Source organism: Actinomadura rugatobispora (assembly GCF_055379765.1).
This window is the reverse complement of record NZ_AP029191.1, coordinates 3,405,548-3,426,618: the sequence shown is the minus strand read 5'-3', so window position 1 is coordinate 3,426,618 and position 21,071 is coordinate 3,405,548. Positions and strand designations below refer to the sequence as shown.

The following is a 21,071-nucleotide window of genomic DNA, read 5'->3' as shown; positions in this document are numbered from 1 at the left end:
TCTCGGGGGACCCGGCCCGCGCCGCGCGCGGGCCGGGTCCCGCGACCGGAGTCCGGAGAGTGCGGATGAGCAGGTTCGGGGACGCGATCGCGATCAGGCGGGTGGCCGAGGGCCGGTACGAGGCCGACCTCGACGGCGGGTTCGCCATCGGCGGAGCCCTCAACGGCGGCTACCTGATGGCCCTGCTCGCCCGCGCGGCCGTGGACGTGTCGCCGCACGCGCACCCGGTGTCCACCGCCGCCGCGTTCCTGCGGGTCGCCAAGGCCGGCCCGGCCGAGATCCACGTCGACACCCGCAAGACCGGCCGCACCGCCGCCACCTCCCGGGCCACCCTCGTCCGGGACGACAAGCCCCTGGTGGAGGCGCTGATCACCACCGGCACCCTGGAACCCGGCACCGAGCCGTCCTGGGCCGGCGAGCCGCCCGCGCCCGCGCTGCCGCCCTACGACCAGTGCCCCGACTTCCGCAGCGGCGACGAGCGCGACCGCGGCTTCGCCGACCAGGTCGACATGCGCTACGACCCCGCCACCATGGGCTGGCTGGACGGGCAGCCGCTGGGCCGTCCCGAGGTCAGGGCCTGGTTCGAGTTCGCCGACCCGTACGAGCCGGACGCCTACGCGCTGGCCCTGGCGGTGGACGCGCTGCCCCCGGTCGCGTTCAACCTGGGCTTCCGCGGCTGGGCCCCGACCGTGGAGCTGACCTGGCACATGCGCGCGGTGCCCGCCCCCGGGCCGCTGCAACTGCACGGCGGCGGCCGGCTGCTGGCCGGCGGCTGGTTCGACGAGGAGGTCGAGGTGTGGGACTCCGCCGGCCGCATGGTCGCGCAGAGCCGCCAGCTCGCCCGCGTCGGGCGTCCCGGGAGCTGACACGGCGCGCCCGGACGCCGGTAAAGAAGCAACGTCCGGGCGTGGTTCCGTCCTGACACGTCGTTGACCGCGCCGTTGCCGGCGGACACGAGACCGCCGCACCGCCGGGCGAATGATGGCGGTTTCAGCTGTGTGACCGTGTGATGTACGACGCATGACGCGCCTGTACGGCGGGTTCTCGCCTAGCCTTGTGGACCATGTCAGATTCTTTCTGGGAGGGCGACCTCCCAGACTCTCCGGCGCAAGCCGGTCTGGCCGAGGCTCCGATCGGCATCTTCGACAGCGGTTTCGGCGGACTGACCGTAGCCCGCGCGATCCTCGACCAGCTGCCGAACGAACCGGTGGTCTACCTCGGCGACTCGGCCCGCCAGCCGTACGGGCCCCGGCCGATCGCCCAGGTCCGGGCGTTCGCGCTGGAGATGCTGGACGAGCTGGTCTCCGAGGGCGTCAAGATGCTCGTCATCGCGTGCAACAGCGCCAGCTCGGCGATGCTCCGCGACGCCCGCGAACGCTACGACGTGCCGGTCGTCGAGGTGATCAACCCGGCCACCCGGCGGGCCGCCCGCGCCACCCGCAACGGCAGGGTCGGCCTGATCGCCACCCGCGCCACCGTGACCAGCCGGGCCTACGAGGACTCCTTCGCCGCCGCCCCGCACATCGAGCTGGTCTCCGCCGCGTGCCCGCGCTTCGTCCAGTACGTCGAGTCCGGTGTCACGATGAGCGAGGAACTCCTGGACGACGCCCGCGGCTACCTCGCCCCGATCGTCGAGGCCGGCTGCGACACCCTCATCCTCGGCTGCACCCACTACCCATTGCTAACCGGCGTGATCTCGTATGTCGTGGGAGACGGGGTCACACTGGTCTCAAGTGCCGACGAGACCGCCAAGGACGTCTATCGCGTGCTGCACGACGAGGGGCTGGCCCGCGCGGAGGCGTTGCCGCCTCCCGCGCACCGGTTCCGCGCGACCGGGGACCCCGCCGTGTTCGCCGCGCTGGGCCGCCGTTTCCTGGGGCCGGAGATCGGTCTGGTCGAGGCCGCCGAGAGTAAGGCTCCCACCGCGTTTCGGGCGAAGCCTGGGGGATCTGGGGGTCCGCCCCCAGAGGAGGCTCTGACCACCTGATTCCTCGGGGACCCAAGAGGAGGAGTGAGCGTGCGGGTCACTGTGATCGGCTGCTCCGGCAGCTTCCCGGGGCCGGAGAGCCCCGCGTCCTGCTATCTGATCCAGGCCGAGGGGTACTCCCTGCTGCTCGACCTGGGCAACGGGGCGCTGGGCACGCTGCAGCGCTTCCAGCCGCTGTACGACATCGACGCGATCTGCCTGTCGCACCTGCACGCCGATCACTGCCTCGACCTGTGCGGATACTGGGTGGCGCGCACCTACTGCCCGAACGGCCCGCTGCCCCGCATCCCGGTGCACGGCCCCGCCGCCACGCCGCAGCGGATGGCGCGCGCCTACGACCTGGAACCCGACCCGGGCATGTCGGGGACCTTCGACTTCCACACGCTGCGCCGCGGCCCGTACGAGATCGGCCCGTTCCGGGTGACGACGGCGCTGATGCCGCACCCGGTGGAGGCGTTCGCGTTCCGGATCGAGTACGGCGACCGGGTGGTGGCCTACTCCGGTGACACCGGCCCCTCGGCGGACCTGGTCGACCTGGCCCGGGACGCCGACCTGTTCCTGTGCGAGGCGTCGTTCCTGACCCAGCCCGACCTGCCCGACGACCTGCACCTGACCGCCCGGGAGGCGGGCGAGCACGCGGCCCGCGCCGACGTCGGCCGGCTCGTCCTCACCCATCTGGTGCCGTGGAACGATGCGCAGCGCTCGCTCATGGAGGCCAAGGCCAGCGGCTTCGGCGGCGAGATCGCCCTGGCCCACGTCGGCCTCACCTACGAGCTCTAACGCCTGCCGTCGCCCTGGCCGTCGTTCCCGCCCTCGCCTCTGCCGCCGCCGGCGGGCTCCTCGGGGGCGGGTTCGTTGGGGGTCCGGTCCTTGAAGGTGCGCAGGTACGGCTCGGCCAGCGCCGCCAGCACGCCGCCGAGCAGCGGGGCGAGGATGAACAGCCACACCTGCGCCAGCGGCGTCGTCCCGCCGAACAGCGCCGGGCCGATCGACCGGGCCGGGTTGACCGAGGTGCCGGTCAGCGGGACCCCGATGAGGTGGACCAGGCCGAGGGTGAGGCCGTACGCCAGCCCGTCGAAGCCGTAGACGTCGTTGCGCCGGGTCACCATCAGGAACACCAGCACCAGCATGAAGGTCAGGATGACCTCCAGGATGAAGGCCCCGCCCGCGTTGATCTTCTCCCCGTAGCTGTTGGCGCCGTTCACCTGCATCGTCGCCCCGCCCACCGCCGCGACCAGCCGGATCAGCGCCATCCCGACGATGCCGCCGATGACCTGCGCGACGATGTAGACGCCCGCCTCCACCGGCGGGATCCGGCGCGCCACCAGCATCCCCAGCGTGATCGCCGGGTTGACGTGCGCACCCGACACCGGGCCGATCGCGTACGCCAGCCCCAGCAGCACGAACGCGAACGCCAGCGCCACCCCCAGCGTGCCTATCTGGGCCAGCCCGAACACCGCGCTGCCCACGCCCATGAACACCAGCAGCGCGGTGCCCGCCCCCTCGGCGATGTACCTGTTCATCGGATAGGTCCCCCCGTCATGACTCCCCGTCATTAATAGCCACCGAGCGTGAGATCATGCCGCTTTCAGGCGGGTTCCGGTGGACGCCGGACGTGCCGGACGCGGGCCCCCGGGGGACTAGGCTTGAGCGCATGGCCCGTCCAGATGATCGCGCTGCCGACCAGCTCCGTCCCGTCCGCTTCCAGCGCGGCTGGCTCGACCACGCCGAGGGCTCGGTGCTGGTCGAGTTCGGCGGCACGCGGGTGCTGTGCGCCGCCTCGGTGCAGGACTCGATACCGCGCTGGCGCCGCGACAGCGGGATGGGCTGGGTCACCGCGGAGTACGCGATGCTGCCCCGCGCCACCAACACCCGCAACGACCGCGAGTCGGTGAAGGGCCGGCTCGGCGGCCGCACCCAGGAGATCTCCCGGCTCATCGGCCGGTCCGTCCGGGCCTGCCTGGACTTCAAGGCGCTCGGGGAGAACACCGTCCAGCTCGACTGCGACGTGCTGCAGGCCGACGGCGGCACCCGCACCGCCGCGATCACGGGCGCGTACGTGGCGCTGGCCGACGCGATCGAGTGGATGCGCAAGCGCGGCATGTGCAAGGGCGATCCGCTGGTGGCCTCGGTGTCGGCGATCAGCGTCGGCGTGGTCGCCGGGCAGCCCCGGCTCGACCTCTGCTACGAGGAGGACGTCGCCGCCGAGACCGACATGAACGTCGTGTGCACCGGCGACGGCCGTTTCGTCGAGGTCCAGGGCACCGCGGAGGGCGCCCCGTTCGACCGCGCGGAGCTGGACGCGCTGCTCGACCTGGCGGCCGGCGGCTGCGCCGACCTGACCCGGATGCAGAGCGAGGTCCTCGGACGGTGACCACGATCGTCCTCGCCTCCCGCAACCGGGCCAAGATCGCCGAGCTGGACCGCATCCTCACCGGGCAGGGCATCGAGGTGGCCGGGCTGCAGTCCTTCCCCGACGCCCCCGAGGTGCCCGAGACCGAGCTGACCTTCGAGGGCAACGCGCTGCTGAAGGCCCGCGCGATCGCCGCGCACACCGGCCTCGCCGCCGTGGCCGACGACTCGGGCCTGTGCGTGGACGCCCTCAACGGCATGCCGGGCGTGCTGTCGGCCCGCTGGTCGGGCCGGTTCGGCGACGCCGCCGCCGACAAGGACCGCGCCAACCTCGACCTGGTCCTCGACCAGCTCGGCGATGTCGGCGACGAGCACCGCGGCGCGCATTTCGTCTGCGCCGCCGCACTGGTGGTGCCGGGCGGCGCCGAGCACGTCGTCGAGGGGCGCATGCACGGCCACGTGATCCGCGCGCCGCGCGGCACGGGCGGCTTCGGCTACGACCCGATCTTCGTCCCGGAGAACGACACCCGGACCACCGCCGAGCTGTCGGCGGAGGAGAAGGACGCGATCAGCCACCGCGGCCGGGCGTTCCGGGCACTGGCCGAGCTGCTGCCCGGGGCCCTCGCCACCGCCGGCTCGCTCTGACCCGCCGCCGGGCCCCGTTCGTCCGCCGTCCGAGGGAAATCTCGAAGGCGTGACAACCGCGGGGCCCGGGCCGGGGGTTTAGGGGGGTGTACGGAAACGTCCCCCCGAGGAGCGACATGATCGACAAGCGTCCACGCCGCCGGCTGGTGCTCGCGGCGGCCGGCCTCGGCGCCGTCGGCGCGCTGACGGCCGGGCTGTGGCTGGCCGCCGCCCCTGACGAGACCCCCACGCAGACGCGGCAGGTCGCGGCGCGCTCCGACGGGCGCACCACTTCCCCGCCCGCCACCCCCGTCCCGGTCCCCTGCCCCACCCGGACGCCGGACCCCTCCCGACCCCCCACCCCCACGGCCAGGCCCATTCCGTCCAACGCGGTGCCACACCCGCCGACTCCTTCGGCCCGGCCCGTTCCGTCTACGGCTGTGCCGCGCCTGCCCGAGCCGACTCCCACGGCGAGGCCCGTTCCGTCCGACGCAGTGCCGCGCCTGCCTGAGCCGACTCCCACGGCGAGGCCCGTTCCGTCCGACGCGGTGCCGCGCCTGCCTGAGCCGACTCCCACGGCTCGGACCATTCCGTCCAACGCGGTGCCACACCCGCCGACTCCTTCGGCCCGGCCCGTTCCGTCCAACGCGGTGCCGCGTCCGCCTGAGCCGACTTCTACGGCGAGGCCCGTTCCGTCTGACGCGGTGCCGCGGCCGTCTGAGCCCACGTCGCCGCCGGTGCGGTGCGTGTCGCCGGGCGAGCGGCCGTCCCAGCCTGTGCCCACGCCCACGAGGACCGCGCCGGAGCCGCGCCCGCCGGGCGTGCCGACGCCCGTCCCGTCCCGGCTGCCGGAGTAGGTGCGGTCTGTTCACGGTGAACGCGCGGGAGGCCCGCGGAGCGGAGATCACGTTCGAGGAGTTCGTGACCGCCACCGCGGGCCGGCTGCTGCGCACCGCGGTGTTCCTCGTGTACGACCGGCACCTCGCCGAGGACCTCCTCCAGATCGCCTACGAACGCGTCGCGCGGCGCTGGCACCGGATCGCCGCCGGGGAGCCCGAGGCGTACGCGCGCAAGGTGCTGGTGAACCTGGCCATCGACGAGAACAGGCGGCGGTCCCGGCGGCGGGACGTCCCGGCCGGCGCGGCCGCCGACCTGGAGCGGCTCGCCGGGGCGCCCGCCGGTCCGGGACCCGTGCCGGGCGGCGACCTCGACGAGGTGCTGCGCGCGCTGCCGGTGAAGCAGCGCGCGGTGGTCGTGCTGCGGTACTGGTGCGACCTGAACGAGCAGGAGATCGCCGACGCCCTCGGGATCTCGCGGGGCACGGTGAAGAGCCACACCGCGCGCGCCATGGCCGCCCTGCGCCGCCATGTCGACGCCGCGCGGGGCGAGGGAGGAGGGCCGGGCGCGTGAACGACGACCTCGAGACCCTGGTGCGCGAGCACTACCGGCGCGCCGCGGACGGCATCCACCCGGACCCGGCCCTGCTGCACCGGCTCCAGAACCCCGGCGACGCCGGGGAGTCCGCCGCGCGGCGGGCGCCCGGTCCGGGACGGCGCAGGCTGTTCCGGTGGGCGGTGCCGGTGCTCGCCGCCGTGGCCGTCGCGCTGGTGTTCCTGTGGCCCGCGGACGAACGGCCCTCGGCGCCGCGGCCGATCAGCCCGCCCAGCGAGGCCCCGGTCATGCCCGTGCCGAGCCCGTCCGTGCCTGCGCCGATGGGTACCGCGCCGTCCCCGCGGTGGCCCGCGCCGTCGCGGCCGCCGCGTGCGACGCAGCCGGTGCCCGCCGTCCCCGGGATCGGCCCGAGTCCTTCGCGGTCCGGCGTGCCGACCGCCTCGCCCACGGCCCAGGGCCGCCCCTGAACCGAGGGCGGTCAGGTGCCCAGGCGCAGGCCCGGCAGCATGTGCCAGCCGACCGTCTCCATCAGGGTCCGCAGCTGCGGGGACAGGTGGTCGAGGACGAGCGGGGCGCGGTTGCCGGGATGGCCGGCCGTCCGGGCCAGGATGTTGAGGGAGCCCAGATCGATGAAGCCGAGCCCGCCCAGGTCGAGGTGCACCTCCTCGTCGCCCGCGCTCTTCATCACGGTCGCCAGCGCCTGGACGAGCACGGAGTGGCGGGACGCGTCGAGCTCGCCGGAGAAGGCGAGCCCCGGGGGCTGGAAGGTGCGCACGACGCGGAGCACAGGGTCCTCGAATTCGGGGTCGGGGGCGACCGCGATCCCGTGCGCGGCGCCGAGGGCGTCCAGCTCGGCGGGGGCGCAGCGGAGGCGGTCGAACTGGCACACGGCCGTGGCGCCGCCGGATCCGATCAGCAGGTCGATGTCGCGCTCGCAGCGCAGCAGCCGCTCCAGGCCGTCGGGCAGGTGCAGCGCCCAGGTCAGGTCGGCCGCGATCCGCAGGCCGCGCCCGCCGGCCCTGGCGAGCTCGCCGGCGATGGTCCGCAGCAGCACGTCGGGGTACGCCGCCGCGCCGGGGCGTCCGGCGGCGCGGTCGAGGGCGACGACGTGCAGCCGTTCCGCCCCGGCGACCGGGCCGTTCCCCGGCGGCAGGCCGGGCACCGTCACGGGCGCGCTGCCCGCGAGGTAGAGGACCGCGTCACCGGCGGCCAGCCCGGCCCGGACGAAGGCGCCGGTCACATGGTGCCGCTCCGCCTCGCCCGCGTACGCCAGCCAGCCGTGGTCGCCGGGCCGCAGCCCGCCGACCTTGCACACGGGCCGCCCCGGCTTGCGGACGGACCAGAGGGTCTCCATGACGCCACCCGTCCCGTCTCCACCTCGTACCGGACCTCGGACCGAACCGCGTTCTGCGGCCATGCCCAAGGCTACGACGGACGGCGCCGCCCATGCGGCGCCCGGATCACCCTGATTTCGTCGCCATGTGAGACTTTCTCCGTCTTCGTCGTCCGTCCCGCTCACCGCGCCGTTCGGAGCCGGACGAACGTCCCGTCCCATCCGGCGCGCAGCTCCATCAGGTCGACCAGCAGCCGCACCGACCACAGCCCGAAGCCCCGCTCCAGCGCCGACTCCGGCGGGACGAACCCGGTCAGCGGGCCGGGACCGGGCAGCCACAGCCCGTTGTCGCCGACCTCGCACACCAGATCCGGCCCCTCCGACCAGACCCGCACCCCGACCGGGGGCGCGCCGTGCCGCAGCGCGTTCGCGGCCACCTCGTTGACGGCGGTCACGAAGTTCCGCGCGGGCTGCTCGCCCAGTCCGTGCGCGCCCGCCCGCCCGCCGACGAAGACGCGCAGCGCGTACAGGTCGTCGGACTCGACGGCGAAGTACGCGGTCTCGCGCGGGCGGTCGAACCGGCGCGTCCGGTCGCACTCCTCGCCGAAGGCGACCGGATCGACGTAGCCGGCGCTGTGCGCGCCGCAGGCCAGCAGCGGATGGGTGCGGCGCGCGTGGTCGATGACCGCGGAGGGCAGGCCGTCGAGGTCGTACGGGCACAGCGCCCGCGCCCCCGAGTCCTCGAACACGACGTTGATGAGCGACTCGTACCGTGCCCATTCGACGGTCTCGCGCGGCGACCGGCCCTGCCAGACCGGCTCGGCCAGCGCGCGCACCGGCCGCGGCATCTTGGAGACGACCACTTCCTGGTAGCTCTTCAGCGTGCGCACCGGATGCCGGTAGAAGACGGCCGAGTCGTAGAACTCGATCTCCGCGGCGAGCGGCGCCAGCACGTCGCGCAGCGCGCTCAGCCCCGGCTCGCGGACCACGACGACCACGGCCTCGCCCGCCTCCACGCCCTCCCGCAGGTACGGCGCGGTGACCGACAGGAACTCCTCGACGCCGTCGTACAGGAACGCCCTGTGCTCCAGCGTCATCAGCCCCGCCCCTCCCGCCCGGACGGGCGCGTCCCGGCGCCGTCGCGGCCCCGGACGACCCCGGGCAGCCGGTGCCAGCCGACCGTCTCGATGACGTTCTCCACGTAGGGGTGCAGCTCGTCCAGCACCAGCGTGCGCTCGCCGCCCGGCACGTTCGCCTGCCGCACCAGCAGGTTCAGCCCGCCCAGGTCGATGAAGCGCAGCCGGGAGAAGTCCAGGTGGACGGGGCGGCGGCTCCGGGCGACCCGTCCCAGCCGGTCGCCGAAGGCGGTGTGCCGGGCCGGGTCGAGCTCGCCCTCGACGCGCAGCCCGTGAGGGTCGAAGGTGCGCACTATCCTCAGGATTCCGTCGTCGTATTCGGGGTCGACCTCGACCAGCACCTCGTGGGTGTCGCGGAGCGCGGCCAGCTCCTCGGGGCGGCACGCCCGCCGGGCCACCTGGCAGATCGCCATGGCCATGGTGCTGGGCGAGACGTCCTGGCCGAAGCGGTGCTCGCAGCCCAGCATCTGGGTCAGGTCGGAGCGGCCCGGCCCGTTCAGCACCCAGGTGTAGTCGGTGGTGATCCGCACCGCGCGGAAGCCCTGGCCGAAGGTCTGCGCCGCCTCGTCGGCCAAGGTCTCGAGCATCCGCTCCGGCGAGAACCGGCCGGCGGAGTCGAGGCACGCCCGCTCGCGCGGGATGACCCGCAGCTGCCGCGACCCGGTGAGCTCGTGCAGGTCGAGCGGGGTCCGCAGGCGCATCCCGGGCAGGTCCTCCACCGGGGTGTCGGTCACGTAGACGACCTTCTCGTCGTGTTCGAGCCCCTCGCCGACGAACGCGCCGATCACGCGGTCGCGCTCCTCCGCTCCGGAATAGGCCAGCCAGGCATGGTCGCCGGGGCGTACCTCGCCGACGGGGCGTTTGGCGAACCAGGTGGTCTCCATGGCCTGCCCTACGGGGTCGTCTCGGTCTCGTTCAGCGTACGCCGGTCCGGCCGGATTGGAAGCCCAACGCATGGAGTCCCTCACGCTGTGTTGACGTCGGTCGATGGCCGGGCGGGCGCGGAACCCCCGCCCGGAGCGGGAAGCCGGAACCGCAACCGCACGGTGGTCCCGTGGTCGTCCGTCCGGATCTGGACGATGGAGCACAGCAGCCGGACCGCCCACAGCCCGAACATGCCGGGCCCTCCGTACCGCGGCGGGATCAGCCCGGGATCGGCGCCCGGCGCCCACCGGCCCGCGTCGGTGACCTGGCAGACCAGCGACCGGTCGGCGGGATCGGCCCACATCCTCAGCACGATGGGCGGGTGGCCGTGCCGCATCGCGTTGGTCACCACCTCGGTCACGGCCACCAGCAGCCGCTGCAGGCCGTCGCCGCCGAGCGGGACGCGCCGCGCGCAGTCGACGACCCACTGCCGCACCCAGTACAGGTCGGGCAGGTCGACGGGCAGCGTCTCCGCGCCGGCGGGCGGATCGTTCAGCGGCGCCCGGTCGCACTCCGCGCTGTAGGCCCAGGGGTCCATGTACCGGGGGTTGGCCAGGGCCTTGTCACCCTTGAGGGTCTCCGGGTGGGTGCGGTGCGACGCGGCGACCACGCCCGGCGGGAGGCCGCGCGCGTACGCGCACAGCAGCGAGGCGCCGGTTCCGCTGAACGCGACGTTCACCAGCGCCTCGACCCGCTGCCACTCCAGCACCTCCAGCGGGTCGCGGCCGGTCCACGCCGGCTCGCCCAGCAGCCGCAGCCGCCGCCCCTGCCAGGCCAGCGCCTCGGCCTGGCCCAGGCAGTCCGACAGCGTGCGGCAGGGATGCGCGTACCAGCGCGAGGACTCGGTGAACTCCACGGCGCCGGCCGCCGGGCCCAGCGCGTCGCGCAGCAGCAGCTCGCCGGCCGGCGGCGTCACCACGATGACGCGGTCGCCGGAGTCGATGCCGTCGCGCAGGAACGGGAGGGCACCGGCGAGATAGTCGTCCATCCCGTCGTAGGGAAGCACGCGATGGGTGAAGGGTTCGGTCACGATGACCCCACCTGCGTCGGCGGTCGCGGTGTCGCCCGCCGCGTGCGCGAGACCGCCCGGGGCGGTCGCCCGGCGCACGCGGGAGGGACCCGTCCAGCCTAAGCCGCCGCCCGCCCGATGCCGGGGCCGATTATCACCAACTGAGATATCGCCATTACGGACGGCTCTCCCCGGGGGATGCGGACGGCGAAAGTGATGTCGGACGGGCCGGTCGGGGCGCTAAGCTGTGCTCGCCTTTGTAGGTGACCGGGGCGAACGACCACGGCATCGGGCGGACGTGGCGAAATCAGGCATACGCGGCAGGTTTAGGTCCTGTTGGTGGAGACACCGTGGGGGTTCGAGTCCCCCCGTCCGCACAAGATCGATGCGGAGGACGAGCAGGTCACAGGCGTGCAGCGGTTCGGCGTCCGGGCGCTCAGAGGCCCGTTGATACTCCGCTGATACTTCCCGCCTGTGGATCATGGTTCTACGCCTCGGCGACCAGGGCGGCGAACGAGTCGGCCGCGGCGCGCTGGTTGCCGGGCAAGACGTGCGCGTAGATGTTCATGGTGATCGTCGCGCTGGCGTGGCCGAGGCGCTCGGAGACGACCTTGACCGGCGTCCCCTTGATCAGTAGCAGGGTCGCGTGGGTGTGCCGAAGGTCGTGCAACCGGATCGCCGGGGGCGCCTCCTGGCCGGCCTTGGCGAGGTGCTTCTCGCAGCGGGCGAGGTGCTGCTTAAACGCCTTGGCGAACGTCTCCGGGTGCCGGTGCGTGCCCTCGGCGTTCCCAACACCAGCGCGTCATCGCGGGCGAACTTCAGCGCCAGGCCGCCGCGCTCGCGCTTGTGCGCGCGCAGCAGCGCCACCGTGGTCTCGTCGATGTCGACCGTCCGGGGCTTGCTGGTCTTGGTGTCGCCCTCCTGAATGCGGTTCTTCTGCCCCTTCACCTTGATGACGCCGACCGACCGGCGGATTCTGAGCGTCCCGGCGTCCAGGTCGACGTCGCGCCAGCGCAGCGCGAGCAGCTCCCCGCGGCGCATCCCCGTCATGGCCAGGACCCACCACGCGGTGTGCAGGTGGGAGTGGCTGGCCGACCAGTCCAGGAAGGCACGGAGACGGACGGCCGTCCACGGGTGCATCTCCGGGGGCTTGGCCTCCTTCGCCGTGGGCGGGGTGGCCTTGTCCGCTGGGTTCTTCACCAGGAGGGCGGGCTCGGCGTCGACCGCGTCCTGGAGGGCTGAGCGCAGGATGGTGTGGATGTAGCGGACCGTCCGGGCGCTGAGCCCCGTGCCGGTCGTCTCGCCCTTGCCGTTGCGGCGCCCCGTGGTCTCCAACGTGCGGTACAGCGCGTCGATCTTCGCCGTGGTCAGGGACGCCAGCGGGACCGCGCCGAGGTACGGCTTCAGGTGGAGCCGGATGTTCTTCTTGTAGGACGCCACCGTCGAGTCACCGAGACGCAGGCCGGCCGCCCACGTGTCGAGGTACTCGCCTACCGGCTGCTTGGACGGGTCGACCCATTCGTCCCGGTCGACCTTCCCGAGCGCGTCACGCAGCGCTTTCGACGCGTCGGTGTAGGTCGTCCACTTCTCGCCGTTGGGGCCCCTGCGGCGGAAGACGGTCTTCGTCGTGCCGTCCTCCAGGGGGCGCTGGAACTTGATCCCGTACCGCTCGCCGGCCTTGGTCTTGTACGTGAAGACGCTCCCCTCCCCGGGGCTCCGGCGTCTCCGCTCCTTCTTCTTGGTCGTCACTTCTCCTCCGATCTGTCTCGCTTGGGAAGGTGGGGCTCCAATTCCTTCGCCAACTGCCGGGTGATGTGGCCTCGGCGTGTACGGCGCTGAGTGGGCGTCATCTGCCCGAGCTCGGCCAGCCGACGGTCACGCTCTTCATGCAGGGTTCGCCCGCCCCACAACTCCATTGCGGGGCGGTAGACGTCCTTGGGTTCCAGGCCCAGACGATCCGCCAACTCTGCATCCGCCTGAAACTGGATCTTCCCGTCATCGGGCATCGCGTCGAGAACCTTGCGGGCCGTCCGCCCGGTCATGGTCAGGGGCGGCTTGGGCACTTGCCGGTCGAGCCACCCGCGGTAGTACTCCAACTCGGCGCTGACCTCGGCGCCTAGTCGCACCTCGCCCTTACCCTCAAAGAACCGCGACGGCGGAACATCGTAGGCGAGGGCGAGCACGCTGAACGCGCCGATATCGATCGTCTCCCGCCGGCCGCTCTCGATTGATGCGATGTTCGCGGGCGTCCAGGCAAGTCCGAACCCGCGAACGAACGCCGCCGCCTCACGCTGGGTTTGGCCGCGCGCCTCCCGGAGTTCAGCGAGGTTCCGGCCGACTACCTGCCCGATCGTCCGCACGCGCAGTTTTGCGTCATCTCTTGCCATGGAGCGAACGGTATCAACTGCTCGCTGCTTTGACAGCAGCATGCAGGAGTGAGAGTCTGCTTGCTGTCATCAGTGCAGCATGCAACGACTTAGGCAGGTTCCATGTCTGCTCCCCCTACCACTGAGAGCCTCCTGCGCACGTGGCGCAGGAGGCATGCTCTTTCGCTAGAAGACGTGTCCGGTCTGTCCGGGCTCAGCGTTGCCACGATCAGCCGTGTCGAGCGTGGACAGCGCAACCTCGCCCCGCTCACCAAGGTCAAGGTCGCGCGCCGTCTCGGCGTCAACGTCCGGGACCTGTTCGAGGTCGAGGAACTGTCCGCGTGACCCCCGCCGAACTGCGCGCGCGGAACTTCCTGAGCGTCCGCGAGGCCGCCGAGTTCTTCGCCGACGACCAGCCGTGCGACGAACGCACCGTGCGGCGCGCCATCGAGCAGGGACAGATCCCCGCGGTCAAGGTCGGCACCAAGACCCTGATCCCCGTCGCGCCGCTCCTGGCGATGGTCCAGGCGCCGCCCCCGGCCCCGGCCGAGGCGCCCGCCACCGTCCCGACCGCCGATGCGGTGACGGCCGCGCGGGAAATCCTCCACGGGGCGCTCCGGGCGCTCGACGCGCTCACGGGGTATCACGGTCAGGATCACGGCCCCCTCGCCGAGGGCGGCACCGCTGGTCAGGCCGCCGACGCTGGGGGACCGGACGTCCCCCGACTCCCTTTCGGCGGTGCCCGTGCCTCCTGAGAAGCGAAGCGGCCCCGGGAGGTCACCGGTCCTCCGCAGGGCCGCCAGAACGTCACTCGGTTCGACGCGACATGACACCACCATCGTACGTCGTCACGGTCCGCCCCCGGAGGTACTCGACGACGTGCGCCCGGCCGCGCTGCTCGCGTGGCGCCAGGCCCGCGCGCACCTGCTCGACCAAGGGCTATGGCCCATCGTGCCCGCCTCGGTCGAGCACGCCCTGAAGCGCCGGGGGTGGTGGTGACCGACTTCGACGACCGGCCCCGGCCGCATGACATCGGCGCTGAACAGGCCACCCTCGGTGCCATGCTGTGGTCACCTGAGGCCGCGGCCAAGGTCGCCGAGATCCTTGCCCGTGACGACTTCTACCGGCCGTCACACCAGACGATCTACGAGCGCATCACGGCCATGCGGCGTGACGGAATCCCGGTCGACTCCGAGACCGTGCGGGCCGAGCTGGAGAAGCATCACGAGTTCTCCGGCGACTTCAAGCCGCCGTATCTGCACGACCTGATGACCGCGTGCCCGACCGTCACGAACGCCGACTACTACGCCCGCACCGTTGCGCGTCTAGCCTCACGCCGCCGCGTGCTCGAGACCCTGGAGCGCGCACAACAGCAGGCATGGACCGGGACCGACCTCGCCGAACTGACCGAGCGGGCAGCCTACGACCTGACCGTCGAAACGCGCCTGGCCGACGTCGAGCACGCAGTGACCGCGGTCGAGCTGGACGAGCTGCTCGCCGCTGAGGACGACACGGCCTATGACTGGGTCATCCCCGGCTTCCTGGAGCGCGGGGACCGGTTCGTCCTCACCGGCGCCGAGGGGTCCGGAAAGAGCACCCTCTTGCGCCAGGTGGGTATGCAGGCGTCCAGCGGCATCCACCCCTTCACCGGGGCGCACATCGCCCCCCTGCGCGTCCTCCAGGTCGACCTGGAGAACAGCGAGGCCCAGAGCCGGCGCGAGTTGCGCCCCCTGCGCCTGGCCGCCGGCGACCGCTACCGCGCCGGACACTTCTTCCTGCGCTCCCGCCCCGAGGGGATGGACCTCACCGGGCAGGCCGACCGCGAATGGCTGCGCCGCCTCGCCGAGACCGTTGCCCCTGACCTGCTGATCATCGGCCCCCTGTACAAGATGGCCAACGGCTCACCCATCGAGGAAGAGTCGGCAAAACCCGTCGCGGTCACCCTCGACGCGCTCCGCGTGCAAATCGGCTGCGCCCTGCTCATCGAGGCGCACGCCTCCAAGACCATGCACGGCACCCGCCGCGCCATCGAGCCCTACGGCTGGTCGGGGTGGCTGCGCTGGCCGGAATTCGGGTTCCACATCGGGAAGGACGGCCAGCTCACCCCCTGGCGCGGCCAGCGCGACGCGAGCCGGGACATCCCCGCCGCCCTCCAGCGCGGCGGCACCTGGCCATGGTCGCCCCTCACCCGGCCCCGTGACATCCTCTGGGCCCGCATCGTCGGCTACTGCGAACAGATCGGTGACCGTCCCTCGTACCGCGACCTCGCAGAGATGACCGGCGCATCCGTAGGCGCCGTACAGAAGGCCATCGCAGAGCACCGTGCCGAGTGGGACACGCTCGGAGGTGCCGAATGACCCTCGTGTACGCGCGTATTCGGCCGGTGTATCCGCCCTCTGAACTGCTCGAACAACAGGCGGATACGGATTCGCTGTATCCGCTCCTCTTCGCACACCTTCTGACCTGCGGTGTATCCGCGTATTCGCGTGTACCCCTACGGGGGGCCTTTGGGGGATACGGCCCCCAGGGGCGCGGCCGGTCCCCGGCGCGGCACGCCGCCCGGGAGGTAACCCGTGATTGACGACCAGGCCGCCGACGAACTACGGGCCGCCGTCGACGAGCGGCTCGCCGCACGCCTCGCCGACGCCCGCCGCCGCCGCGAGCAACGCGAGGCCGACCGCAAAGCCAAGAACGCCCGCCGCGCGGCCGGCCTACGCGCCCGCCACGCCCGCATTCTCGCCCGCCGCACCGCCCAGGAGGTGACCACCGATGACCGCTGACGCGCTGCCCGACATGATGCCGCCCGGCGCGGTGGCGGGTCCCTCGCGCGCACGCGCGTGTGTTAGGCGTCCGGCGTCTGTGCGACCGGTCGCGTACCTGCCGGACCCGGACGAGCGCGAGCGCCTGGCCGCCACGCTCGGCGAGACGCTGCGCCGGCTCCGGGCCGAGGCCGGTCTCGGGACGCGGGCGCTGGCGGTCAGGGCGGCGACGACCCGTTCCACCGTGGTCCGGTTGGAGCGGGGGGAGCGTCGGCCGCGCCGGTCGATGCTGTCGTCTCTGGCGATGGGGCTCGATCCCGATCGGCATGTCGAGCTGCTGGAGGTGCTCGCCGCGGCGGCCGGTCCGTCGCTGCGCCCTGAATCGGATGGTTCGGCGCGGTTCCGGCGGCGCCAGATCGAGGCGGGGATCCTGGCCGGCCGGGTGCCGTTGCCGAGCAACATCGCGCGTCCGCTGGCGTTGCACCGGCAAGCCGATGCCGCGTCCCGCAAGGCCGAGCGGATCCTTGCCCGGCCGGGCGCGCTGGATGACGCCGAGGCGCTCGCTGTGGTGAACGAGCTGATGGACGTCGCGCGGCGGCTTCGGGAGCAGGCCGGGCGGCCGTTCACGCTGTACCTCGGTAAGCACAGGATCCGGGTGGGGTACCGGTGGTGACCGGCCCGGAGAAGACGCCCCAGGAGCGGCTACGGGAGTTGCGGCAGTGGCTTGCCGAGGAGCGGCGGCAGCTCGGCGAGGAGGAGGTACGCCGCGGCCGGCGCGGTCCGCGTACCCGTCGGGAGATCGAGATCTGGGAAGAGGCCCGGAAGGGGCGCCGCCCGGCCGCCGACGATGAACCCGGAGAGACGTCCGGATGACTCCCGCACGTGCCATCACCGTGCCATCGGCGCTCATCATCGCAGGTTGCCTGCGGCGGCACCGCTCCATCAAAGCGGTTCCCGAGATGTGCGGCCGCCCGTGATGGCCGAGCAGGAAGCGCCCGCGGTCGTGGTACCGCCGGGCCTGGCCGGGCCACTTCTGCGCGTCCTGGTGCGCGCGTTGGCCCGGGAGGTGCGCGAGGACGGAGGGATGATCCCGCCCGGCCTGGCTCCGTTCCTGTCCGAACTGGCCGCCGTCGCCGACCGGCCGCCGGTTGCCGACAACGGCAACCGCGGGGAGGCGGCGGAGATGATCGATGGTGCCGGGTGGGTCACGGTTGCCCAGCTTGCCGCCGACTCCGGGCACCCTGCCCGGACACTGCGGCACTGGGCGTCCACCGGCCGTCTCCAAGCGCGCCGCGTGGCCCGTACCTGGTTGATCGATCCCGAGTCGCTGAAACGAGGTACCCCACGATGACCGCCACCAAGACCACCCGGAGGACGCCCGCCGCGGCGCCGCGCGACCCGGCCGACGACGTCGCCCAGGCCGAGGCCGAGGCGACCGAGGCCGCCGCACTGGTCGACGCCCTGGAGGAACGCGTCCGGGCTGGCGACGACGCGGTGACCGCGGCCGAGCTGGACGACGCGCACAGGCTGTCGCGGTTCGCCCGGCTCCGCCGCGAGGCTGCCGAACGCAAGGCAACCGTGGCCCGGACCGCCATGGTCGCCGACGCCCGCAAGACGCGCGCCGAGGAGATCAAGGCCGCGGCCCGGTCCGGCGCCTTGGACGTCGAGCCGCTCGCCGCCGCCTACGCGACCATGCGCGACGCCGTGACCGCGTTCGTCTCGGCGGCCAACACCTACAACCAGGCGTGGCAGCAAGCCCGCGACGGCATCGAGGGCTACCCGTTCCGGGAGGAGGAGGGCGGCCCGGCCATGGCCGATCTCGGCGTCAGGGTCGACAGCACGTTCTCGGGGCGCCCTCGGGTGATCGCTGACGGCATCGCCCGGTTCCCGCTGCGGACCAGTGAGCACCTGGCCCGCGTGGTCGTCGACGCCGAGTCGTCCATCTCACCACGGCACGGGCAGCTCCTCCGGCCGGTGGCCGAAGGGATGGCCCGCCACGCCACGATGTATCAGCCCGACCTGGCCGAGGCCGGCGAGGCGGACGGGGGCGCCGCGTGAACCTGGAACAGGCCATCACCCGCCACTATGCCGAGCAGGCCGAGGCCGAGGCGAGCAAGCCCACCAGGACCACGACCGGCCCGCCCGCGACGCTGGAGCACGCCGTCCGGGCCGCGCTGCCACCCCCAAGGCGACGGCGCGTGGCCTCACGGTGAACGCGCTGGTTTACGGCGGCATTCGATCGGCTCGGGACCGCATGTGCCCGACGACCTGGACGACGTAGCCGCGGCTGAAGTATCAGCGGCGGTATCGCGCCCTCGGCCTGCTGGCCGGGGGCGTGTTCCGTTCCTGGTCAGAGGCTCACGGCCTCGGCGCGGTGGGGGACGAACGCTCCCCCCACCCATTCCAGACGGGGCGTGACGGCCGTCGGGTGCTGAGGGGACAGCGCGTCCCGACGACCGCCACGCGCGGAGGCCGTGGTCCCGGCCCCGCTCGCGCATGAGGAGATCCGGGACCACGGGGCTTGTGCGGGGCGGTCCGGCTGCCGCGCCGTTCCGGCCAGGCCGCCCCGCGTCCAGGTGGGGCGGCCGGGGGATTCCACCCCGCCCGGCCGCCCCGATGTGAGCCCCGGTTGAGCTTCCCCGGCCGCCCGGGGCCCACGGTGGTGCCGTACGGCCGCGTGACGACAGGGAGGGACGCACGGCCGTACGACGTGGTCACCCGCGGCCCCAGGTGCGCGCCGCAACCTGCGCGGGCCGCGGGCTGTCTACGCGGGCGCGCGCGGGTGGACGAGCGCGCCGAGCTCGCGGTCGATGTAGTCGACGGCGCCGGGGATGTCGTCGCATCGGGCCATGAGCGCGCCCGTGGACGAGCGGAACCACGGGCCGTCCGGCTCACACGTGACGTTCACGGTCTCGCCGACGACCGGGTTGGACGGGTGCCAGACCCGCAGCCTGATCGGCACCTCGTGATACCGCGGCATGGCGCACCAGTCCTCACCGATCAGGGCCACGGCCAGGGCGCCAAGGAGTTCGGTATCGCTCACGTGCCGCTCTCCGGGACCTGCTCGTCGGTGTCGTCCGCCGTCCGCCACGTCACGCCCTCAGGGTCACGGCGGGCGTAGGAGATCAGGCCACCATCTCGGTATTCATGGCCCGCAATGTGCAGCCGCCGCACTGACCCGGTCGTCCCGGCCGGGGCGGTCTCCAGTTCGTCCTGGACGCGCCCGGCGGCGCGCTGCACGGAGTCGGTGACGCCGCCCGCACCACAGCCGGGGACGTCCCAACCGTAGATCTGCGGCGGCGCCCACCCGTAAAACTCCGCGATGCCTTGTCCGTCCGCGGGTGTTTGGGTCATGACGGAACCATGCCGTCACTCTCCGGCCACACTCGATCCCCCGACGGGTATCTCACGGTGAGATGTAATCTCACGGTGAGATGGAGAGCGCAGCGTACGGGCCCGTAGAACTGCCCGCCTCGGCATGGCGGCGGGCCGATTTGCGCAGCGCGCTCGCTGCCCGCGACATCGCCGCCGTGCTCCGCTTCGCTCAGCAGTATTCCGGCGCCAGTCAGGCCCGCCTCGCCACCGCGACCGGCATGGGCCAGGGTCGCCTGAATGAGATCATCAACGGCAAGCGGACCGTGACCAAGCTGGACGTGTACGAGCGCATCGCGGACGGCCTGGCGATGCCGGACGCCGCCCGCGCGCTGCTCGGTCTCGCGCCGCGGCGCGCCGAGGCCGGCGCGCTGGCCGGGCACGCCGAGATAGCCAACGTGTACGGCAGCCAGGCCGACGTCGCTCGCGAACTGCGTGAGCACGCGGGTACGGCCGAGGCTCTCGACATCCTGGCCGTCCGCGTCCTCGGCTTGGTCGCCATGAACGACTCCCTCCTTCGCGGGCCGCTCACCGGGCGGAAGACGCCCGTCCGCGTCCGCGTGCTGCTGCTGGACCCGGACGCGCCGGCGGCCGCGATCCGTGCCGAGGAGATCGCCGAGTCCGTCGAGTCGTTCACGGCAGGGATACGGTTGTCGCTGGCGCGGCTGGCCGAACTGGACGGGCACCCGCGGATGCGGCTACAGGTCCGGCTGTACGACGACCTTCCGACGTGGCGCATGCTGTCGTTCGACGGGACGCTGTACCTATCGGCGTTCGGGTCCACGCACGAAGGGCACCGGTCCGGGGTGTACAAGCTCACGGCAGCGGCCGATGGCGTGCTGCATGCAGGGTTCAGACGGCATTACGACGACGTGTGGCGGCGGGCACGGCGCCCAGGAGGGGATGACCGGTGATCGAGGCTGAGCTGAAGGCGCGGGTACGCGACCCTGAGGGACTGCGCGAGCAGCTGCGGAAGCGCGCTGAGGAGGAGCCGAGCGTCTACCGGGACACCTACTACGACCGGGTGGACGGTTCGCTGACCGCCGAGGGTCGGGAACTGCGGATGCGGGTGGTCGACCGGAGCGGCACGCGTCAGACGATCCTGACCTACAAGGAGCCGGCCGTGGACGAGGCATCCGGGTCCAAGCCTGAGCACGAGACGAAGGTGGCGGACCCGGCCGTGGTGGACACGGTGCTCCGTGCTCTGGGCGCTGTGGAGCACGTCCGGCTGACGAAGGACTGCGTGAACTACCGGTTCAACGCGCGCGGCATGACCATGCTTGCGACGGTGGTCACCGTGCCCGAGCTTGACGGGACGTTCGTCGAGTTGGAGACGCTCGCCGCCGAGGACGAACTTGCCGAGGCGCTCGGCGCCGTCCGCGCGGTCCTGGCTGAGCTGGGCATCACGGACGCGGACCTGACGACCGAGCAGTACACCGACGCGGTACTTCACGCCCGCGCATGAACGTGCGAGAGCCCCGCCGGTCGGTGACCGTACGGGGCTCCTGTGAGGGCCGGTTCTAGCCGCTGTAGTCGACAGGGAACGGGCGCACCGAGTCGTAGCCACGGCACCACTGCCGGAACTGTTCACGCTCGACCGCCGTCACGGCGTCGAGCCGGTACGGGCATGTCCACAACGTGAACGGCTCTCCGGCCGTCGCGGCATCCCGGCCGCGGCCGTAGGCGTCCCACACCACTGACCACACCCCCGACTCCCCATCGGCGAGCGCTTGGGCGCAAAGCTCGGGACGGGTTTGGGCGTAGGTGCGGCCCCAGATGAATCGCATGGCACGGTCGCGGCCGGCGCGCCCGCGCCA

At 72.7% G+C, this 21,071-nt stretch carries 29 protein-coding genes and 1 tRNA gene; 19 read left to right on the top strand and 11 right to left on the bottom strand.

Annotated elements, in window-relative coordinates; all coding sequences use genetic code 11:
- Positions 1-65 precede the first annotated feature (65 nt).
- From ACZ466_RS14600 to ACZ466_RS14590, 3 genes are all read left to right on the top strand, one after another.
- Positions 66-866: a thioesterase family protein gene (locus ACZ466_RS14600; protein ID WP_378284631.1), complete on the top strand. Its 801-nt coding sequence runs from the start codon at positions 66-68 to the stop codon at positions 864-866.
- A 197-nt stretch (positions 867-1,063) separates the two neighbouring features.
- Positions 1,064-1,987: a glutamate racemase gene (gene murI / locus ACZ466_RS14595; protein ID WP_378284630.1), complete on the top strand. Its 924-nt coding sequence runs from the start codon at positions 1,064-1,066 to the stop codon at positions 1,985-1,987.
- A gap of 30 nt (positions 1,988-2,017) precedes the next feature.
- The gene (locus ACZ466_RS14590) at positions 2,018-2,767 is read left to right on the top strand and encodes an MBL fold metallo-hydrolase (protein WP_378284629.1); all 750 of its coding nucleotides are present in this window, start codon (positions 2,018-2,020) and stop codon (positions 2,765-2,767) included.
- On the opposite strand, the gene ACZ466_RS14585 is transcribed toward ACZ466_RS14590, so the two are convergent.
- A complete protein-coding gene (locus ACZ466_RS14585) occupies positions 2,764-3,510 on the bottom strand; it encodes an aquaporin (RefSeq protein WP_378284628.1) in 747 nt (248 codons plus the stop codon). The genes ACZ466_RS14590 and ACZ466_RS14585 overlap by 4 nt on opposite strands.
- A gap of 131 nt (positions 3,511-3,641) precedes the next feature.
- Between ACZ466_RS14585 and rph the strand changes: the two genes are divergently transcribed.
- The 4 genes from rph (at position 3,642) to ACZ466_RS14565 (ending at position 6,822) form a co-directional block, all read left to right on the top strand.
- On the top strand, positions 3,642-4,361 hold the full coding sequence (rph, locus tag ACZ466_RS14580) for a ribonuclease PH (protein WP_378284626.1): 720 nt from the start codon (positions 3,642-3,644) through the stop codon (positions 4,359-4,361).
- On the top strand, positions 4,358-4,984 hold the full coding sequence (gene rdgB, locus ACZ466_RS14575; protein ID WP_378284625.1) for an RdgB/HAM1 family non-canonical purine NTP pyrophosphatase: 627 nt from the start codon (positions 4,358-4,360) through the stop codon (positions 4,982-4,984). Before rph ends, rdgB begins: the two co-directional genes overlap by 4 nt.
- An 852-nt stretch (positions 4,985-5,836) precedes the next feature.
- Positions 5,837-6,373 carry a SigE family RNA polymerase sigma factor gene (locus ACZ466_RS14570; RefSeq protein ID WP_378284624.1) on the top strand — a complete coding sequence of 179 codons (537 nt, stop codon included), beginning with the start codon at positions 5,837-5,839 and terminating at the stop codon, positions 6,371-6,373.
- The gene (locus ACZ466_RS14565; protein WP_378284623.1) at positions 6,370-6,822 is read left to right on the top strand and encodes a hypothetical protein; all 453 of its coding nucleotides are present in this window, start codon (positions 6,370-6,372) and stop codon (positions 6,820-6,822) included. Before ACZ466_RS14570 ends, ACZ466_RS14565 begins: the two co-directional genes overlap by 4 nt.
- Before the next feature lie 11 nt (positions 6,823-6,833).
- On the opposite strand, the gene ACZ466_RS14560 is transcribed toward ACZ466_RS14565, so the two are convergent.
- The 4 genes from ACZ466_RS14560 to ACZ466_RS14545 form a co-directional block, all read right to left on the bottom strand.
- Positions 6,834-7,709, bottom strand: coding sequence for an MEDS domain-containing protein (locus ACZ466_RS14560; protein WP_378284622.1), 876 nt, complete (start codon positions 7,707-7,709; stop codon positions 6,834-6,836).
- A gap of 161 nt (positions 7,710-7,870) precedes the next feature.
- Complete coding sequence (locus ACZ466_RS14555) at positions 7,871-8,785, bottom strand: anti-sigma factor RsbA family regulatory protein (protein WP_378284621.1); 915 nt, start codon at positions 8,783-8,785, stop codon at positions 7,871-7,873.
- On the bottom strand, positions 8,785-9,708 hold the full coding sequence (locus ACZ466_RS14550; protein ID WP_378284620.1) for an MEDS domain-containing protein: 924 nt from the start codon (positions 9,706-9,708) through the stop codon (positions 8,785-8,787). Before ACZ466_RS14550 ends, ACZ466_RS14555 begins: the two co-directional genes overlap by 1 nt.
- An 80-nt stretch (positions 9,709-9,788) precedes the next feature.
- On the bottom strand, positions 9,789-10,778 hold the full coding sequence (locus ACZ466_RS14545; protein ID WP_378284619.1) for an anti-sigma factor RsbA family regulatory protein: 990 nt from the start codon (positions 10,776-10,778) through the stop codon (positions 9,789-9,791).
- 271 nt (positions 10,779-11,049) lie between these two features.
- Here ACZ466_RS14545 and ACZ466_RS14540 point away from each other — a divergent pair.
- Positions 11,050-11,134, top strand: a tRNA-Leu gene (locus ACZ466_RS14540).
- Positions 11,135-11,244: 110 nt separating this feature from the next.
- Here the strand turns inward: ACZ466_RS14540 and ACZ466_RS14535 are convergent.
- Genes ACZ466_RS14535 through ACZ466_RS14525 form a run of 3 tightly spaced genes read right to left on the bottom strand, consistent with a single transcriptional unit; the run spans position 11,245 to position 13,144 of the window.
- Positions 11,245-11,427: a tyrosine-type recombinase/integrase gene (locus ACZ466_RS14535; protein WP_378284618.1), complete on the bottom strand. Its 183-nt coding sequence runs from the start codon at positions 11,425-11,427 to the stop codon at positions 11,245-11,247.
- The gene (locus ACZ466_RS14530) at positions 11,388-12,506 is read right to left on the bottom strand and encodes a site-specific integrase (RefSeq protein ID WP_378284617.1); all 1,119 of its coding nucleotides are present in this window, start codon (positions 12,504-12,506) and stop codon (positions 11,388-11,390) included. Before ACZ466_RS14530 ends, ACZ466_RS14535 begins: the two co-directional genes overlap by 40 nt.
- Positions 12,503-13,144, bottom strand: a complete 642-nt coding sequence (locus ACZ466_RS14525; protein ID WP_378284616.1) for a helix-turn-helix domain-containing protein — start codon at positions 13,142-13,144, stop codon at positions 12,503-12,505. The genes ACZ466_RS14530 and ACZ466_RS14525 overlap by 4 nt, the downstream gene beginning before the upstream one ends.
- Positions 13,145-13,246: 102 nt before the next feature.
- Between ACZ466_RS14525 and ACZ466_RS14520 the strand changes: the two genes are divergently transcribed.
- From ACZ466_RS14520 to ACZ466_RS14480, 9 genes are all read left to right on the top strand, one after another.
- The gene (locus tag ACZ466_RS14520) at positions 13,247-13,468 is read left to right on the top strand and encodes a helix-turn-helix domain-containing protein (protein ID WP_378284614.1); all 222 of its coding nucleotides are present in this window, start codon (positions 13,247-13,249) and stop codon (positions 13,466-13,468) included.
- Complete coding sequence (locus ACZ466_RS14515; protein WP_378284612.1) at positions 13,465-13,878, top strand: helix-turn-helix domain-containing protein; 414 nt, start codon at positions 13,465-13,467, stop codon at positions 13,876-13,878. The genes ACZ466_RS14520 and ACZ466_RS14515 overlap by 4 nt, the downstream gene beginning before the upstream one ends.
- 186 nt (positions 13,879-14,064) lie before the next feature.
- Positions 14,065-15,480 (top strand): DnaB-like helicase N-terminal domain-containing protein, encoded by a 1,416-nt coding sequence (locus ACZ466_RS14510; RefSeq protein ID WP_378284610.1) that lies wholly within the window; start codon positions 14,065-14,067, stop codon positions 15,478-15,480.
- A gap of 216 nt (positions 15,481-15,696) precedes the next feature.
- Complete coding sequence (locus ACZ466_RS14505; RefSeq protein WP_378284609.1) at positions 15,697-15,903, top strand: hypothetical protein; 207 nt, start codon at positions 15,697-15,699, stop codon at positions 15,901-15,903.
- Entirely contained in the window at positions 15,893-16,555 is a 663-nt protein-coding gene (locus tag ACZ466_RS14500; RefSeq protein ID WP_378284608.1) for a helix-turn-helix domain-containing protein, read from the top strand. Before ACZ466_RS14505 ends, ACZ466_RS14500 begins: the two co-directional genes overlap by 11 nt.
- The gene (locus tag ACZ466_RS14495) at positions 16,552-16,755 is read left to right on the top strand and encodes a hypothetical protein (RefSeq protein ID WP_378284607.1); all 204 of its coding nucleotides are present in this window, start codon (positions 16,552-16,554) and stop codon (positions 16,753-16,755) included. The genes ACZ466_RS14500 and ACZ466_RS14495 overlap by 4 nt, the downstream gene beginning before the upstream one ends.
- Before the next feature lie 103 nt (positions 16,756-16,858).
- Complete coding sequence (locus tag ACZ466_RS14490; protein WP_378284606.1) at positions 16,859-17,233, top strand: helix-turn-helix domain-containing protein; 375 nt, start codon at positions 16,859-16,861, stop codon at positions 17,231-17,233.
- A complete protein-coding gene (locus tag ACZ466_RS14485; protein WP_378284605.1) occupies positions 17,230-17,940 on the top strand; it encodes a hypothetical protein in 711 nt (236 codons plus the stop codon). The genes ACZ466_RS14490 and ACZ466_RS14485 overlap by 4 nt, the downstream gene beginning before the upstream one ends.
- Entirely contained in the window at positions 17,937-18,095 is a 159-nt protein-coding gene (locus ACZ466_RS14480) for a hypothetical protein (protein ID WP_378284603.1), read from the top strand. The genes ACZ466_RS14485 and ACZ466_RS14480 overlap by 4 nt, the downstream gene beginning before the upstream one ends.
- A gap of 551 nt (positions 18,096-18,646) precedes the next feature.
- On the opposite strand, the gene ACZ466_RS14475 is transcribed toward ACZ466_RS14480, so the two are convergent.
- On the bottom strand, positions 18,647-18,925 hold the full coding sequence (locus ACZ466_RS14475) for a hypothetical protein (protein WP_378284602.1): 279 nt from the start codon (positions 18,923-18,925) through the stop codon (positions 18,647-18,649).
- Positions 18,922-19,236 carry a hypothetical protein gene (locus tag ACZ466_RS14470; RefSeq protein WP_378284601.1) on the bottom strand — a complete coding sequence of 105 codons (315 nt, stop codon included), beginning with the start codon at positions 19,234-19,236 and terminating at the stop codon, positions 18,922-18,924. The genes ACZ466_RS14475 and ACZ466_RS14470 overlap by 4 nt, the downstream gene beginning before the upstream one ends.
- 140 nt (positions 19,237-19,376) lie before the next feature.
- Here ACZ466_RS14470 and ACZ466_RS14465 point away from each other — a divergent pair, with 140 nt between their 5' ends.
- Positions 19,377-20,168: a helix-turn-helix domain-containing protein gene (locus ACZ466_RS14465; protein WP_464043657.1), complete on the top strand. Its 792-nt coding sequence runs from the start codon at positions 19,377-19,379 to the stop codon at positions 20,166-20,168.
- Positions 20,165-20,719, top strand: a complete 555-nt coding sequence (locus tag ACZ466_RS14460; RefSeq protein ID WP_378284599.1) for a class IV adenylate cyclase — start codon at positions 20,165-20,167, stop codon at positions 20,717-20,719. The genes ACZ466_RS14465 and ACZ466_RS14460 overlap by 4 nt, the downstream gene beginning before the upstream one ends.
- Before the next feature lie 55 nt (positions 20,720-20,774).
- On the opposite strand, the gene ACZ466_RS14455 is transcribed toward ACZ466_RS14460, so the two are convergent.
- Entirely contained in the window at positions 20,775-21,041 is a 267-nt protein-coding gene (locus ACZ466_RS14455; RefSeq protein WP_378284598.1) for a hypothetical protein, read from the bottom strand.
- Positions 21,042-21,071 lie beyond the last annotated feature (30 nt).

Bases quoted from the DNA above. Each gene is read 5' to 3' on its own strand.
- ACZ466_RS14555 (WP_378284621.1), bottom strand. From the start codon at position 8,785: ATGACGCTGGAGCACAGGGCGTTCCTGTACGACGGCGTCGAGGAGTTC.
- murI (WP_378284630.1), top strand. From the start codon at position 1,064: ATGTCAGATTCTTTCTGGGAGGGCGACCTCCCAGACTCTCCGGCGCAA.
- ACZ466_RS14560 (WP_378284622.1), bottom strand. From the start codon at position 7,709: ATGGAGACCCTCTGGTCCGTCCGCAAGCCGGGGCGGCCCGTGTGCAAG.
- rph (WP_378284626.1), top strand. From the start codon at position 3,642: ATGGCCCGTCCAGATGATCGCGCTGCCGACCAGCTCCGTCCCGTCCGC.
- ACZ466_RS14490 (WP_378284606.1), top strand. From the start codon at position 16,859: ATGGCCGAGCAGGAAGCGCCCGCGGTCGTGGTACCGCCGGGCCTGGCC.
- ACZ466_RS14510 (WP_378284610.1), top strand. From the start codon at position 14,065: ATGGCCCATCGTGCCCGCCTCGGTCGAGCACGCCCTGAAGCGCCGGGG.
- ACZ466_RS14525 (WP_378284616.1), bottom strand. From the start codon at position 13,144: ATGGCAAGAGATGACGCAAAACTGCGCGTGCGGACGATCGGGCAGGTA.
- ACZ466_RS14485 (WP_378284605.1), top strand. From the start codon at position 17,230: ATGACCGCCACCAAGACCACCCGGAGGACGCCCGCCGCGGCGCCGCGC.
- ACZ466_RS14500 (WP_378284608.1), top strand. From the start codon at position 15,893: ATGACCGCTGACGCGCTGCCCGACATGATGCCGCCCGGCGCGGTGGCG.
- ACZ466_RS14455 (WP_378284598.1), bottom strand. From the start codon at position 21,041: ATGCGATTCATCTGGGGCCGCACCTACGCCCAAACCCGTCCCGAGCTT.
- ACZ466_RS14550 (WP_378284620.1), bottom strand. From the start codon at position 9,708: ATGGAGACCACCTGGTTCGCCAAACGCCCCGTCGGCGAGGTACGCCCC.
- ACZ466_RS14520 (WP_378284614.1), top strand. From the start codon at position 13,247: ATGTCTGCTCCCCCTACCACTGAGAGCCTCCTGCGCACGTGGCGCAGG.
- ACZ466_RS14585 (WP_378284628.1), bottom strand. From the start codon at position 3,510: ATGAACAGGTACATCGCCGAGGGGGCGGGCACCGCGCTGCTGGTGTTC.
- ACZ466_RS14600 (WP_378284631.1), top strand. From the start codon at position 66: ATGAGCAGGTTCGGGGACGCGATCGCGATCAGGCGGGTGGCCGAGGGC.
- ACZ466_RS14470 (WP_378284601.1), bottom strand. From the start codon at position 19,236: ATGACCCAAACACCCGCGGACGGACAAGGCATCGCGGAGTTTTACGGG.